The 16069-nt window shown below is 61.2% G+C and carries 10 protein-coding genes; 7 read left to right on the forward strand and 3 right to left on the reverse strand.

Features of this window, described 5'->3' with window-relative positions:
• Nucleotides 1–5: 5 nt before the first annotated feature.
• Nucleotides 6–2441, reverse strand: coding sequence for a hybrid sensor histidine kinase/response regulator (locus tag NKK51_RS01525; RefSeq protein WP_352550795.1), 2436 nt, complete (start codon nucleotides 2439–2441; stop codon nucleotides 6–8).
• A 285-nt stretch (nucleotides 2442–2726) separates the two neighbouring features.
• Here NKK51_RS01525 and NKK51_RS01530 point away from each other — a divergent pair, with 285 nt between their 5' ends.
• Nucleotides 2727–4817, forward strand: a complete 2091-nt coding sequence (locus NKK51_RS01530) for an O-antigen ligase family protein (protein ID WP_352550797.1) — start codon at nucleotides 2727–2729, stop codon at nucleotides 4815–4817.
• A gap of 168 nt (nucleotides 4818–4985) precedes the next feature.
• A complete protein-coding gene (locus tag NKK51_RS01535) occupies nucleotides 4986–5858 on the forward strand; it encodes a phytanoyl-CoA dioxygenase family protein (protein WP_352550799.1) in 873 nt (290 codons plus the stop codon).
• Between the two features lie 89 nt (nucleotides 5859–5947).
• On the opposite strand, the gene NKK51_RS01540 is transcribed toward NKK51_RS01535, so the two are convergent.
• Complete coding sequence (locus NKK51_RS01540; RefSeq protein ID WP_352550801.1) at nucleotides 5948–6847, reverse strand: LysR family transcriptional regulator; 900 nt, start codon at nucleotides 6845–6847, stop codon at nucleotides 5948–5950.
• 128 nt (nucleotides 6848–6975) lie between these two features.
• On the opposite strand from NKK51_RS01540, the gene NKK51_RS01545 reads away from it, so the two are divergent.
• The 5 genes from NKK51_RS01545 to NKK51_RS01565 all read left to right on the forward strand — a co-directional run bounded on the left by NKK51_RS01545 (nucleotide 6976) and on the right by NKK51_RS01565 (nucleotide 12280).
• Complete coding sequence (locus NKK51_RS01545; protein WP_352550803.1) at nucleotides 6976–8613, forward strand: ABC transporter substrate-binding protein; 1638 nt, start codon at nucleotides 6976–6978, stop codon at nucleotides 8611–8613.
• A 656-nt stretch (nucleotides 8614–9269) separates the two neighbouring features.
• Complete coding sequence (locus NKK51_RS01550; RefSeq protein WP_352550805.1) at nucleotides 9270–10502, forward strand: polysialyltransferase family glycosyltransferase; 1233 nt, start codon at nucleotides 9270–9272, stop codon at nucleotides 10500–10502.
• 36 nt (nucleotides 10503–10538) lie between these two features.
• Entirely contained in the window at nucleotides 10539–11420 is an 882-nt protein-coding gene (locus NKK51_RS01555) for a hypothetical protein (protein WP_128302504.1), read from the forward strand.
• 91 nt (nucleotides 11421–11511) lie between these two features.
• Nucleotides 11512–11880, forward strand: a complete 369-nt coding sequence (locus NKK51_RS01560; RefSeq protein ID WP_352550807.1) for a VanZ family protein — start codon at nucleotides 11512–11514, stop codon at nucleotides 11878–11880.
• 184 nt (nucleotides 11881–12064) lie between these two features.
• Entirely contained in the window at nucleotides 12065–12280 is a 216-nt protein-coding gene (locus NKK51_RS01565) for a hypothetical protein (protein ID WP_352550809.1), read from the forward strand.
• 273 nt (nucleotides 12281–12553) lie between these two features.
• Here NKK51_RS01565 and smc read toward each other — a convergent pair whose 3' ends face one another.
• Nucleotides 12554–16012 (reverse strand): chromosome segregation protein SMC, encoded by a 3459-nt coding sequence (gene smc, locus NKK51_RS01570; RefSeq protein WP_352550811.1) that lies wholly within the window; start codon nucleotides 16010–16012, stop codon nucleotides 12554–12556.
• Between the last annotated feature and the right edge of the window lie 57 nt (nucleotides 16013–16069).

Consider the following 16069-nt stretch of genomic DNA (forward strand, 5'->3'; position numbering starts at 1 on the left):
GAGCGTCACTCCTTGGCGTGCGCGGCAGGTTGAGTGCGGGGCGAAACCAACATGCTCCTGACCAGCTTTGCCACATCGATTTCCGACGCCCTGGTCTTGGTCATGATGGCCTGCACGCGATCACCTAGTTTCTGGTCGAGCTCCGCCGCCGAAAACACTATGACCCCGGTCTCGAGCGGCAGATCGGCCAGCAGGTCCAACCCCGAGCCGTCGGGGAGTGCAATATCCAGGATAACCAGGTCGAAGAGATGCCGCGCGATCGCCTCCCGGGCGTCCTTGAGCGTCTTCGCCGAAGTAATCGAGACACCCGAACCCAACCCCTCCGACATCACCGCAAGCACGCCCTCATCGTCCTCGACATGGAGAATCTTCGGCCTCTGCTCGGTCCTGCCAGCAAGGATCTTGGCAAGGGCGGCGTGAAGCCGCTTTGAATCCACCGGCTTCTCCAGCCAGTCGACGATACCGACGGCGCTGCCGTTGAGCGAACGCCTGGCCTCATCGGCAACGGCGGAGATGACGATGACCGAAATGTCGGAATTCACCGGCGATGCCCTAATGTCATGGAAGAGTTTGATGCCGGATTCCCCCGCCAGCTTGATATCGAGGGTCAAGGCCACGTATTCGCGGGACCGCAGAAGCGCCTTTGCGGTGGCGATATCGGGTGCGACGTCGCTGGAAAAGCCTTCCGCATCCAAGAGTGCCGCAATCACTGCGGCGACGTCGGTCTCGTCTTCACAGATCAGAACCCGTAGGCGGCCATCGGGCTTCCGTGTCAGGTGCGGTGGCGGATACGGCCTTGGGTGGTGCCTGCGTACTTCTGCAAGGTCCACGTGGAACGAGGTTCCCTTGCCTTCCTCGGTTTCGAAGGAAACGGCTCCGCCCAGTTTTTCGGTAATGGCCTTGACGATGCTCAAGCCCAGGCCGGTGCCGCCTATCTTACGGGTGCTGGAGGCGTCGGCCTGCTCGAATTTTCCGAATATACGGCCGCGGAAAGCCTCCGGGATGCCAGCGCCCTGGTCCATCACGGAAATCCGCAGCATGTCGTGGTCATGACGCTGGAATTTCACTGTGACAGTACCGTCGGCATGCGAGAACTTGATCGCATTCGACAGGAGGTTCGCCATCACCTGATGCAGGCGATCCGGATCGATGTTGGCCTCGGCGCGCGGGGCATCGTCGATCAGAACGATCCTGATCCGGCTGTCAGCCATGTAGTTGGAGCTGGCGGCAATGGCCTGCTCCAGGACCTGACGGACAGGCATCTGCTTGATCTTGAAGGTGATCACGCCCGATTCGATCTTCTCCATATCCAGAATGTCGTTGATGAGAAGAACCAGCCTTTCGCTGTTGGTGTGCGCGATGTTGACGAGATTGGCGGCCTTGGGCGGCAGTTCGCCGGCCACACCGGCCGCGATCAGGCCAAGCGAGCCGCGGATGGAGGTCAGCGGGGTCCGCAATTCGTGGCTGACCGTGGAAATGAAATCGTTCTTGAGCTGGGCGGTGCGCTTCTGCTCGGTGATGTCGCGATTGTAGGTGATGACGCCGACGATCTTGCCGGCCTCGTCGCGAAAAGGGGCCTTGAGCGTGTAGAGCCAACCTTGCCGCCCATCGGGGAAAAGCGCGGGCTGGTCGATCCGCAACGTCTGCCCGGCCTCCAGCGCGCCCATCTCATCCTGCCGGAAGCGTTCGGCCACCTCCCTGGGGTAGAAATCGAAATCCGTCTTGCCGATCAGATCGTCGACCGAAGCGGCGCGAACCATTTCGGCGGTGGCGGGGTTGGCGGCGATGAAGCGGCCGTCGACATCTTTTATGTTCAGGCAATCCGGCAGTTCGCGAACCATGGCCCGGTAGGTCATGTTGGACATCAAGAGCTCCCGCCGGCGCTGCTGCCGGTCGAGCAGGACGCCGATGATGATTGTGCTGAGAAAGCGGAATACGAGGGAGGGGAACGTGCTCTGCTGCACAAGGCCCGTGACGGCTTGCGCCGGGATGACCAGGAGCGTGATCAGCCCGGCGAGAGCGACCGTTACGCCCAGACCGAATATGTCGTACATGGTGCGCGATCGGGCCGCGACGATGTGGTGCCACGCAATGCCTACGATTGCGGTAATGAGGATACCCATGACACCAGCACCCGCACCCTGCCCGCCGAGATGGACGCGATAAACAATGGAGCCGACCGTGGCGATGAGCATTGCCGGCCATCCGCCAAAGAACGCGGCAGCAGCAATGAAGGCGGCGCGCAGATCGACGACGAAGCCGGAGACGGACAGGGCAGTCGCCATGGAAATGATCGCGCCCACGCACATGACCATGCCGAGAAGCAGCGACTGCATCCGCCGCGAGAGACGCCCGGTGAAGTCCGCCACAAGGTCCCAGGCGACCACGAGGATGGAGACCAGGGCAAGGTTGGCGAGGAGTGAGTGCCAGATGTCGGTCATGACTTCGGCTCCTTTTTTCCGATAAATACCGACAAAACCTATCCGAGGTCTAAAGAACCTGCCCGGCCATGCCGTTCTATTCCCTTTGGGGCACATGGGACCCGAGAGTACCTTCCATGAAGCCGATCAGCTAATATTCGACTGCGTCATAAAATCAGATGAGCCAACGCCATGCGGCAAATTCGGGTCAGCATTTGCACATGATCTGGACAGTGTCGCCTTGAACATCTCCTTCTTTCCATACATAGGTCGGCCAGGTGGGTGGCGGCTCAACATGGAACTTCAATGAACCTTCCTATCTTCGCCATCAACCTCGATCGCGAGACCCAGCGCTGGAGCGAATTGCTCGCCAGCGCCGAAGCGGCAGGACTGACCTTGCAGCGCATTGCCGCCGTCGACGGTCGGGCGCTTGCTGAAAAAGACTGGACGGAGATCGATCTGCCAGCCGCGCGCAAGCTGAGCGGGCGCGACATCCTTTCGGGCGAATATGCCTGTTACCGCAGCCATATCCAGGCGCTGGAGGCATTCCTCGCGGGTGGCGGCGCCTATGGCCTGATTGTCGAGGACGACGTCCTCTTCAGCGAAAACACCATACGGCGCATCGAGGCCATCATCGCGGCGGTGCCGGATTTCGACGTCATCAAGCTGACCAACCATCGCATGAGCTTCTTCATGCGCGCCGTCGAGACGACGGAAGGCGACGAGATCGGTCGTGCGCTGCATGGCCCGCAAGGCTCGGCCGCCGCCTATCTGGTGACGCGGGAGGGCGCGCAGGGTCTGTTGTCGGCGCTCGCCGTTATGAAAATGCCATGGGACGTTGCACTCGAGCGCTTTTGGGATACCGGCCTGAAAGTCTATTCGGTCCGCCAAAACGTGCTTGGCTTCGCCGCCAGCAGTGGGATCTCGGGCATAGCCGGCCCCTCGGGAAGCTACAAATCCGCAAGGCTGGGCGGGCCGAGCCGGCTACGTGCCGGGGTGTTGCGGGCCAGCGACGAGCTGCGCCGCCTGCATCACGTCCTGCTGCCGCCCCCTCTGCCGCGAGATGCCCTGGATGATGCCAAGGACAACGCGCCGCGCCACACCTTGCTTCTGTTGCTTGCGGCACTCGCCATTCTCGCTTTGGTCTCCGCGGTGTGGCGCGAGGCCGACACCTACCGCTATGCGGGCCTGGCGCTGGCCCTGTTCGCGGTCATCCGCTGGTTCAGAGTGGATTTGTGGACCTACAGCAAACCGCTGATCGGTTGGGTCGGCTTTCTGTGTCTGGGCTGGTCGCTCTATGTCTTCATCCGACTGGCGATCGTCTATTTCGGCACCCACCAGTTGGGTGGCGCCGAAGGCATTTACATGTTTCCGCTGTTCTACGCGACGACCGGCTTCGCGTTTCTGCTGTTTGTCAGGCAACCCGCACGGCTCGTGCTCTGGTTCATGATCCTCAGTCTCGTCTTCCTGGCTGCGGACACCTTCTATTCGGACATGTTTCAAGGCATCCAACCGGCCCCGTGGCTTTTCAACAATCCCATCCACGCGTCGGTAGCGGCCGGTTTCATCTTCCTCTGCACGCTGCAATTCATGGCCTACTCGGCCCAGAGAACGGACCTCGGGAAAGCAACCAAGAACCTGCATTGGGTCCTGTCGACAGCCGTCCTGCTGCTTGCCCTCGTCAATATCATCGAGATGCGGTCAAAGGGAGTGTGGCTTGCGCTTGCGCTCGCTCTGCTCTTGTTGGCGGTCATGACCCTGGCGAGAGGCCATCGTCGCGAACTGTTGGTTTCGGGTGGCGTGCTGGTGATCGGGGCGGCCGGCATTGTCGCAGCACACAACATCTTCTCGTCCACCGCCGACGATACCATGGCCTTCGTCAAAACCTTGGTTCCGGATGTGTTCAGGCATGGCATCCTCCCCGCCTTCGATCGCGCCATCGCGAGCGATGCGGTGCCACTTGCAGCCAAGGAAAGGCTGATGCTGTGGGCGGATGCGATCAATATCTGGAAACGCCACCCGATCTTCGGAGCCAGTTCCAGTTGGCTGACCGAGTGGGAGAACAGAACCTATCATCCCATGATCTTCAACGTCTTCCACAATGGTTATCTGGAGATTGCCGTGCGCTATGGTGTGGTCGGACTGGCGTTCTTTGCCTTTCTCTACACCTGGTCGGCCAGGCAGGTTCTACTGGCCATGCGAGCCAAGCTTGTCGCTCCGGCCGCATGGTCCTGCTACATCTCCACACTGGTCTTCTTCGCCCTAACCATCCTTACCAATTCCAACAACCGGCTGGCCATGGGTGAGGCCTTCATGTGGTTTGCCGCGGCGTTCGGCTTCTACTGTTTTTATGTTCGCCAGCAGAAGAACCTTGCCGCGCCGCGGACCTATTTTTAGGGCCTGCCGGCGCAGCACGTATCTGACCAGCCGATTGCGACCAATGCACCTTTGACGCCCCGCTCAATTTCCCGATAATCGGGAAAGTCGATGCCAAAATCCATGGCTTATCGCCGGCAACCCCTTCGTTACGATCGACACAGATCACAGACGGGGGTTGTCACGGACATGCTGACGGACAGGCAGGCACGCGAGGCGGTGGAGCAGTACCGCGAGGAAGGATACGCGGTCGTTCGACAATTCGTCGACGGCGACGAGATGATCCGGCTGAAGAAGGAAACCGATGCGGTCTATGCCGAAGGCCTCAAGCATCACGCCACCTTCCGGAACGGCAACCTGAATTTCCAGATCCTGCCTGAATCGGACTTTGGCCAACGCTATGTGCTGCAGGCTTACTGGTTTTCCTGGATCAATTCCTATTTCGAAGCATTCCGCCGCAATCCCGACTATCTGAAGCTGCTCGAGGGCCTGATCGGCCGTGACATAAGGCAGATCGCCCAACAGCTGCACTGGAAGCCGCCCGGCGCCAATGTCACGGGTTATCGCTTCCACCAGGATCTGCGCTTCCGTAACCAGGCCGCCTTCGACAATGTCGCCGACGCCACCGTGACAACAGGCCTCGCGGTCGATCGGGCGACGCTGGACAATGGCTGCCTTCAGGTCGTGCCCGGCAGCCACAAGCTCGGCTATCTCGGCCTGTCGGACGAGGGAACCGGCGAACTGATGAAGGGCCTGACCGCCGAAGAAGAGTTGCGCAAGGTCGGCATCGACCCGGCGACCATCGTTCCGCTGGTGCTGGAGCCGGGCGACCTTGCTTTATGGGGGCTGCTTACCGTGCACGGCTCCTCGCCTAACAAATCGCAGCACGACCGGGCCTTTGCGCTGTCCAGCTATGTGCGGGCCGATACGACGCAACGTGGCGAATGGGCGTTCAGGGACGGTGTTTCGGTGCCGCTCGGCAAGACGCCGGCACTGTGCAAATACGAAAAGCTCTTCGAGGAGCCGGGGCCGATGTACGACACCACCGCCTGGTGGAAATGACGCTGCCGCGTCGGGCGACGGGGGCAGAGGGGGCCAGGCTTTCGCGCCCGGCCCCTGACGGCGTTGGCCATGGGCAATCGCGCAGCATTTCAGGCGGTGAAGTCGGCCGACAGTTCGCGGATCAGGAAATCGACGAACGCGCGCACCTTGGCCGCAATATAGGTGCGGTGCGGATAGAGCGCGTAGATCGGGCTGGAGCCAGGGCGAAACTCATCCAGCTGCACTTCCAGCCGGCCGTCCCTGATCGCAGCGTCGACCAGCAGGCTGGGCAGGTTGCCGATGCCGAAACCGGCGTTGGTCATCTGATAGGCGGCCTCGACGCTGTTGGTCGAGATGCGCCCGCCGACAGCCGCATCGAAAGGGCCGTCGGGTCCGATGAATGGCCACGTGCCAAGGCGCTTGGCGAAATTGCTCAGCACGCAGGAATGGCTTGCCAGCTCATCCGGGTGGACCGGACGGCCGTTTGCATCCCAATAATCGGGCGTGGCGCAGACATAGTTGCGGACTTCACCAAGCCGGCGGGCAATCAGGGCGGAATCCGCCTGACCGCCGAAGCGGATGGCCACATCGTAGCCTTCCTCGACAATGCCGACGACATAACGCGCGGTGAGGTCGAACTCGATCGTGGTGAGCGGGTTTTCTTCGAGGAATTTCGGCACCAGCTTGGTTATGCGCGTGTGGCCCAGAACATTGGAGCAGGAAACCCGGATCAGGCCGCGCGTCTCCTTGTGCAGGCCGCGCGTCGAATCCTGCAGTTCGGAAATGTCGTCGAGCAGGCTGCGCGCACGCGGAGCATAGTCGCGGCCCGCCTCGGTGAGGCTAAGACGCCTTGTGGTGCGATTGATGAGCCGGACGCCGAGGTCGTCTTCCAGTTCCTTGATGGTGCGGCTGACCGCCGTCGTCGACATGTTGAGATCGCGCGCCGCTGCCGACAGGCTGCCCAGCAGGCAGACCCGATCGAACACCCGCATCGCCGTCAGAAGATTCATCTTGCCTTCCCCTCGCCGTCGCGGCCCCGCCGCCATCGGCTGCGTCCTGTAGAAAACAGCGCCCAGCAACGACGCGGCAAGGGCATTCCACCGAATTTGGGCGTAAAATCAACAATGGGAGAACCGATATGACATCCAGACCTCTTCATCCCGCGATCGGCACATTTGCGAAAGGCGCGAAGAGCGGCGCGCTTGGCCGCCGCGAGTTCCTGGCGCTGGCCAGCGCCTTCGGCGCCAGCACCGCGATTGCCTATGGGCTCATCGGTCAGCCGGTCCCGGCGCGGGCCGAGGAAGCCGCCCAACCCAGGAAGGGCGGCGTGCTGCGTGTTGCCATGCAGGTGATGGAGCTGGAAGACCCGCGCAAGTTCAAGGTTTCGCAGATGGGCAACATCGCCATGCAGTTTCTCGAACCGCTGGTGCGCTGGAAGCCGGATTTCACCTTCGAGCCGGTGCTGCTGCAGAGCTGGGAGATCAATGCGGACGCCACGGAATATGTGCTCAAGGTGCGCCCGGGGGTGAAATGGTCGAACGGCGACGATTTCACCGCCACGGATGTCGCCTTCAACATCACGCGCTGGTGCGAGAAGGACGCCGCCGGCAACTCGATGGCCGGGCGCATGACCGCGCTGATCGATCCCGACACCAAGGTGGCGCGCACTGGTGCCATCGAGGTTCGCGATGAGCACACCGTGGTCCTGAAACTGTCTCAGCCCGACATCACCATCATCCCGGCGATGACCGACTACCCGGCATTGATCGTCCACCACACCTTCAATCCGAAGGCAGCGCCACTGTCGGCCAACCCCGTTTCCACGGGTCCATTCGAGCTTAAAAGACTCGATGTCGGCGTTGCTGCTTCGGTGCGCAAGCGGCCGGACGGGTCGTGGTGGGGCGGCGAGGTGTTCCTCGACGGCATCGACTGGACCGACTACGGCACCGACTCGGCCGCCACCGTCTCCGCCTTCGAATCCGGTGAGATCGACCTGAATGGGCAGACGCAGTCCTATGACGTCGCCATGCTCGACAGGCTGGGCCTGAAGAAAAGCGAGATCGTCACTGCCGCCACCCTGGTCTCGCGCTGCAACGTCAACGCCAAACCCTACGACGACAAGCGCGTGCGCAACGCCATACAGCTTGCGGTCGACAACGAAGCGGTGCTGCAACTGGGCGCCGACGGCATGGGCGTCGTCGCGCAGAACGATCATGTCGGACCGATGCATCCCGAACACGCCGACTTGCCGCCGATCAAACGTGATCCGGTCCGGGCCAGGGCATTGCTCGAGGAAGCCGGCCAGCTCGATTTCGAGTTTGATCTGATCTCGGTCGAAGCCGATTACCGCAAGGAAAGCTCCGATGCCGTCGCCCAGCAGATGCGCGACGCGGGCTTCAAGGTGAAACGCACCGTCATCCCGGAATCGGCATTCTGGAACGACTGGACGAAGTATCCCTTCGCGACCACCAATTGGAACGCCCGACCGCTCGGCATCCAGACCTATGCGCTTGCCTACCAGACCGGTTCGGCATGGAACGAGACAGGGTTCGCCGATCCCGACTTCGATGCCAAGGTCCACAAGGCCAACGCCATCGCCGATCCAAAGCAGCGCCGTGCGGTGATGAAGGAACTGCAGGTCATGCTGCAGGATTCCGGCATCATCGTTCAGCCCTACTGGCGAAAGCTGTTCTGCCATATGAAACCTGCCTTGATGGGTTACCAGATGCATCAGGCCTATGAGCAGGATTTCACCCGGGCCTGGCTCGCCGCCTGATCGCGGGCAATCCCTCCGACAGGGTGGCGCATTTTCGGCGCCGCCCTTCGCCTGCTCACCGGGAAAGTTGCGCCGAAGCGTCGGCATCAAGGGCATTCGAGGAGCAGTGCGGGCTTCGCATCGGGCATGATGCGCAGGTGCGGCCACACGCGCCATGCCTTGGCAGGTCGGCCGGGATTCCGGGCCACCGCACCGGACCGGTTGGCACATCAAGCGGGTGAAACTTTTTGGTTTCCGCCTCTGTCATCATCAAGCTCCGGTTCATGGCTGGAGCTTACTTTTGACTGATGGAAGTGAAACCCGCTTTCCCGGGCAACGACCTTCCCGAAAACCGGGAGAATTGCGCTCCTTGGTGCCGACGGGGAACCGAAGCAGCAAGACGACCCGCATGAGCGGTCAGCCGCACCGGGTGTTTTTGCCGGATCTCAACAGGTCTCTGCCGCTCAGTTGAAGTGAATTCGCCGGCCTGTTGTGCGGAACTCCAGCCTGTCTTGGACGTTGGACACATCTGCAAGATATTTCCTGCTGACGCGATAGGCAGTATTATGAAGCGGGTGGGACGCCCCGAGCCACACGGCCTGTCGGACATGAAGCAATTTTCCGGTTGAGATCGCGGAACATGCAGCGTTATTTCCATCCGATCTGGAGATCTTAAATTGCCAGCTCGAATATGCTGCGTCTTTGGCAGCTGGCAATTGCTCAGCCTGGTTGCCTCACTTCGCCAATCAACAATGGATGGAAGCTCCCCGGCGGATGAGGAGCATGAGGATTACCTTCTGCTCTATGAAACGGCCGGCGTTTCCGAGCATTTCAAGACCGGTCTTGCTGAACTTGCGTCTGCAGTATGGACCTGGAGACGGATCATATGGGCGTACGACCTTCTGACGTCCGAGCGTAAATATGGGCAACTGCAAATTTTCCGGGTCCATCGTCTGATCCGAGAGACAATTGGTCTCGACGCGAGTACCGCAGCTGAAATCTGGGCCTGCTTCGTTAACCGGCCATCGGAAAAAATACTGCTGGACTCATACCCAGAAGCCAAGATCATTTTGTATGAGGATGGCTTGACGTCATACCTTCCATTCGAAATGTCAACCACGTCACGGCCGCCAGGCACCAGGTTTAGACGGCGCATCACCGGAGCCTTGATTGCAGGACTCTCTACAATTTCACCGGCGTTCCGACTGAGGAAAGCGGCCGACAAGATAGAAAGACACCATCTGAGGCGGGTGACAAAGTTTTATTCTTTGCTTCACGAAATCCCCATTCACGATGCTCTGGAGAACGTACCAAGATTTCAGGTCGGCGCTTCGCTGATGCGCGACGTAATAGATGAAGCCTGCAGGGATGCGCTTTCCGGCGGCAAACATTGCCGTGCGTCAGCCAACCCACGGATCCTGCTGCTCGGCCAAGCATTGTCGCGAAACGGCATAATGTCGTACGCGCAAGAGGCGGCGATCTATAGACGAATTGCGGAGCAGATCGTCGAGAGGGGATACGACGTCGTCTGGAAGGAACATCCAAGAATAAGCACGCCCTTCTTCCCCGAATTGCTGGATACGGTCGGCAATGTGACGGCCGACGCCAGCACCAGGATCATGGAGGCGAGCCTCCCACACATATATCCGATAGAGCTTGTCGTATCCCGGATGAACATTGTTGGGTGCGTCTCCGGCACGTCAGCTGCCCTTCTCTACCTGAAGTGGCTTTACGGCATCAAAACATATACATTCGCGGAAACCTTGATCCCCCTGATGACCGGCGCGGATATTCTAATGAGCGAAATGGTGAAAGCCCATGCGGAGCCCTTTTCAGGGCTCCAATCTTTGAACGCAACCAAGGATCCGTTGAAAGGCGGCAGCCCGAACAGGTTGAACACGATCCTCTGAATCCAACTCAGGCAAACTCGATCTGAGACACCATCGATGTCAAAGCCGCTTTCAGTCCTTCAACGTGCCACCAGGGCCGACGTTCGATCGGAGCCGTTTCCACACATCATCCTGCGCGACGCCCTTCCCCTCGATCTCTACCAGGAGTTGGCCGACACGTTTCCCGCTCCGGAAGCGCTCGAAATCGATACGCGCCGCAACAACACCAGATGGGACTATGAGGCCCACCGCATTCGGTCGAACGAAGCTGTGCCGCAAATATGGCGCGATTTTATCGCCTACCATGTATCTCAAGCATTTTTCGCCGAGATCGCCGAACTGTTCTACGACGATATTCACAAGCTTTACCCTGATTATTACCCCAATTATGAACGCCTCAAGAATATGAAAGCGGGCATCAGGTTTAGTGACACCTATGCAACGCGCGACATACTGATGGATGCGATGCTCAGCGGGAACACGCCGGTAACCGATGCCGGATCGGTGCGGACAAGCCACATCGACAATGGCGACAAGCTATTTTCTGGCCTGTTTTATATGAGGCCGGAAGATTATGATGCCGTTGGCGGGGACCTGACAATTAGTCGTTTCAAGTCCAAATACGCCACACTGAAAGCCAAAGCGACACTCTTCAATGATGCCTATGTCGACGACACCCATTTGGAATGCATCGAAACAGTTAAATACGACAAGAACATTCTTGTATTGTTCATCAATTCGATTGAATCGGTCCACGGCGTCACAGTCCGCCAACCCACCAACAAATCCCGGCTTTTCGTCAACCTGGTTGGAGAAGTCGAAAAGCCATTCTACATCAAAGGAAAAAAGATACGGCCGCGCTACGTCCCGGCGCATCAAAACCAGGATGAGGCGGAACAGACCTGGCTGAAAAGGCTCAAGCAAAAATTGCGGCTTTGAAAGACAACGCCGTCGATCTGAGTTTCAGCCTGAACCGCCAATACCGAGCCGGATTCGACCTTCGCGACGGCCAGGCACAGATTGAAACAGAATGAGATTCTATCCAGCCGCCGAACGGATCGCTTTTTTCGGCACGCTTATCGCTGTTGTTGCCCTTGCATTGCTGCCTATACCCCGACTCGAGGAGTATGGGATCGATATCGGTTTCCGGTCCGACAAGCTGAACCACGCCAGCGCCTTTGCCGTCATGACTTTCCTTGGAGGGCTCGGCTGGCCCGATCGCAAGACAAGGCTGATCGTCTTCCTCGCCATGGTTGGAGCGGCGATCGAGGTCCTTCAGGGCACGGCGCTGATACGACGTGATCTGGATGTGTTCGACTGGGTTGCCGATTGCGCCGGCATCGCATGTGGCCTCGTGGCCGTGATCTGTGTGAACTGGATCTTGCGGCGCAGAGGTTGACCCTGTTCTCAAGCCTTATGTGCACGGGCGCCGATAGCCACAGGAGTTCGCCCTCGGCTCCATTGACTCGGCGAAATGGGATTGCAACGATCCGATCCGAGAGTGGGCGATTTTTCTACCTTGGCCGGACAGATGAATCTTCGGGCGCGGCACCCAGGAAGCGCGCCATCAGTATTGAGGGACGATGACGATCAAGATCAGGCTTCCGGGCGGTGTGTTGAAGGTCAAGCAACGTCATGAGTTGCGGCGGCGGGAGCACAAGGGCGAAGTCCCGGTCTGGCAGTTTGGCAAATATTTCGTCATCTGGTGGCCCAGTACAATCCCTGATCGACCCTCCAAGAGCTCGAATACTGACGAGGAGCTTGAAATGAACCTTCCATCGACTGGAGAAAGCACGTAAGCTCTATGCATCATGGCTTTTCGAATCAGATTGCCGGGAGGCACACTGAAGGTGAAGACCTACCGCGAACTGCGTGATCGCGAACGGGATCGCAGGGTGCCTGTGCTGAAGCTGGGCTCGGTCTATTTCGTCTGGTCCTCGTCCAAACACCATTCACACAAACACAATTCGACGCTCTGACCATTTGTCTTTGAGCAATTCCGCGCGAAAAGCCCTTAGAGATTTTCTTGGAATCGCTCCAGAGCGACCCATTCGCTGGCAGCGCCAACGGGATCAGCTTGCCTCGCGCATCGCTTCGGCCGCCTGCAGGTCGACCGACACCAGCTGGCTGACCCCCTGCTCGGCCATGGTCACGCCGAACAGCCGGTTCATGCGCGCCATGGTGATGGGATTGTGGGTGATGATGACGAAACGCGTCTCGGTGATGGCCGCCATCTCGTCCATGAGATTGCAGAAGCGTTCGACATTGTGATCGTCGAGCGGCGCGTCGACTTCGTCGAGCACGCAGATCGGCGCCGGATTGGTCAGGAACACCGCGAAGATCAGCGACATCGCCGTCAACGCCTGCTCGCCGCCGGACAGCAGCGTCATGGTCTGCGGCTTCTTGCCGGGCGGGCGGGCAAGAATTTCGAGGCCAGCCTCGAGCGGATCGTCGGATTCGATCAGTTGCAATTCCGCCGTGCCGCCGCCGAACAGATGCGAGAACAGCCGCTGGAAATGGCCGTTGACGACGTCGAAGGCGGCCAGCAGCCGCTCACGGCCTTCGCGGTTGAGGCTCTGGATCGCCTGCCGCAACTTGCGGATCGCCTCGATGATGTCCTCGCGCTCGGATACGATTGCCTCGAGCCGGTCGGAAAGCTCCTTCTGCTCCTCCTCGGCGCGCAGGTTGACGGCGCCGAGCCGTTCGCGCTCGATCTTCAGCCGATCGAGCTGACGCTCGATCTCGGCCATTTCAGGCATCGGGCTGTCAGCCTCAAGACCGGTATGGCGAATGACCAGATGCGGTGGTGTGTTCAGCGTCTCCTGGATGCGCGCCTCGACCTCCAGCCGGCGTTCGTCGGCTGCGGTCAGCCGCTCTTCGGCGCGAACGCGGGTCTCGCGCGCCTCGGCCAGGAACTGGATGGCGCCGGTGGCGGCCTTGTCCAGTTCGGATTGCCGGTTCTCCGCTTCCTGCAAACGGTCGGCCGCCGCCTTGCGCAAGCTCTCGGCCTCGGTGAGTTGCGACAGCAAGGCACGCCGCTTGGCGTCGATTTCATCGGGAGCATCGGCCAGCCGCTCGCGTTCGGCCTCGGCCTCGGCCTTGCGTTCGCCGAGCGATGCGATCTGCGTCGAGGCGTTTTCGGCCCGCTCCAGCCAGTTGCTGCGCTCGGCGCCAATGGCATCGAGCCGGCGCGCGCGCGCCTCGGCTTCGCGCCGCAGCCCCTCATGCACGGCACGCGCATCGGCAAGCGCGGCGCGGTCGCGGGCGACATTGGCCGAGGACTGTTCGAGCTGCAATTGCAGATCGCCAAGATCGGGCGCGTCCTGCAGCAGCATTTCCGCCTCGGCGAAGGCGGCCGAAATCTCCTCATGGCTGTCGACGATGCGGGCGCGCGCTTCATCGAGTGCTGCGCGCCGGCTCTGCAATTCGCCGCCGGCCCTCTCGGCCTCGGCCAGCGCATTGCGGGCAGCGTCCAGCCGATGCTGGGCGTCACGACCGGCCTGGCGCGTGTTGCGCTCGGCCTCGCTCGCCAGACGGAGCGCCTGTTCAGCCTCTCCCAGCGCCTCCTCGGCCTGGCGCAGGACGAGCGTCGCCTGTATCGCCTCGGCATCGAGCTCAGCCAGCCGGTTCTTCTGCGCCAGCCGTTGTGCTGCGGCGGTCGGCGCATCGGCGCTGGCGGTGAAGCCATCCCAACGCCAGAGCGCGCCTTCACGGCTGACCAGCCTCTGGCCGGGAGCAAGCAGCGATTGCAACTGGCGGCCATCGCTGGCCTCGACAATACCGATCTGCGCCAGGCGGCGGGCGAGCTGTGCCGGCGCGTGGACCACGCTGGCCAGGCTTGTGACGCCTTCCGGCAGAGCCGCGTCGCAGGGCTGGATCGCGCTTTCGCCCCAATGCACCGGCGCGCTGCGGTCAAGCGGCACGTCGAGATCTTCGCCAAGGGCCGCACCCAGCGCCGTTTCGAAACCGCGATCGACGCTGATCTGCTCCAGCACGGCCGGGAAGAGATCGCCACTGGCGGCATTCAGGATTTTTGCCAGCGTGCGCGCTTCGGTTTCGATCCGCGCCAGCTCGGCCCTGGCATCCTGAAGTGGTGGCCGGGCAGCGCTTTCGGCAGCGCGGGCATCGATGACCGACTGCTCGGCCTCGGACACGGCAGCCTCGGCCTCCTCCAGCAGCGCCATGGCCTGTTCGACCAGCACGCGCTTCTCGGCCGGATCGGGCAGGCCAGCGACCTTGGAGAGTATCTCCGACAATTCCCGGTCGACATCGGCCAGCTGACGCGCGAAGCGGTCGCGACGCTCGGCGGTGTCGCGCAGCGTCCGTTCGATCTGGTTGCGCGAGGCGGCAGCCTCGGCCCGCTCGGCAGTCAGCGCGGCGAGCTTGGCTTCGCTTTGCGAAAGCGTAGATGCCGCTTGTTCGAAAGCAGCGCGGGTGGTGGCCTCGCGCTCGGCGGCACCAGCATTTTCCGAATTGAGTGCCGCCTCTTCGGTGCGAAGGCGCTCGAGAATGTCCGCATTGTCGCGGACCATGCGCTCTTCACGCGCGATATCGCCGTCGAGTTGCTGCAGCCGGCGCTCGAGTTCGCTCTGACGAGCGCGGATGCGGCCGGCTTCCTCCTCGATCTGCGACTTGGCGATCGACAGGCGCTGGAAGGCAGCGGCGGCGGCGGCTTCCGCGTCGCGCAGGTCCGGCAGCCTATGAGCACCGATGCCTTGCTCCCTGGCGGCGGCCATCTGGGCTGCGGCGCGGTCGCCGACAAGCGCTGTCGCAACGGCAAGCGCCGAGCGCGCCTCGCCTTCCTGCGTCTTGGCCAGTGTCCAGCGCAGATGCAAGAGCGTTGCCTCGGCCTTGCGGATATCAGCCGACAGGTTCTTGAAGCGGGAGGCCTGGCGCGCCTGGCGCTTGAGGCTTTCGATCTGGCTTTCCAGCTCGCCGACGACGTCGTCCAGTCGTTCGAGGTTCTGCTCGGCCGCCTTCAGCCGCAGTTCTGCCTCGTGGCGGCGGGTGTGCAGGCCGGAAATGCCTGCCGCCTCTTCGAGCAGCGCGCGGCGTGCCTGCGGCTTGGCCTGGATCAGTTCGCCGATGCGGCCCTGACCGACCATCGATGGCGAACGCGCGCCGGTCGACTGGTCGGCGAACAGAAGCTGCACGTCCTTGGCACGCGCCTCCTTGCCGTTGATGCGGTAGAGCGAGCCGGCCTCGCGCTCGATGCGGCGCGACACCTGCAGTTCGTCGGCATCGTTGAAGGCAGCGGGCGCCGAGCGGTCGCTGTTGTCGAGGAAGAGCGTCACTTCGGCGGTGTTGCGCGCCGGACGCGTGCCCGAGCCGGAAAAGATGACGTCGTCCATGCCGGACGCGCGCATGTTCTTGTAGGAGCTTTCGCCCATCACCCAGCGCAGCGCCTCGACAAGGTTCGACTTGCCGCAGCCATTCGGCCCGACAATGCCGGTCAGGCCGCGTTCGATGACGAACTCGCCGGGCTCGACGAAGGACTTGAAACCGAGGAGGCGAAGGCGCGAAAACTTCATTCGCCCCGCCCACTAAGCGGATTTCCGTGATTTTGCGAAAGGAATTCGCGGCACGAC

The organism is Mesorhizobium sp. M0011, assembly GCF_040324155.1.
Taxonomy (GTDB): Bacteria; Pseudomonadota; Alphaproteobacteria; order Rhizobiales; family Rhizobiaceae; genus Mesorhizobium.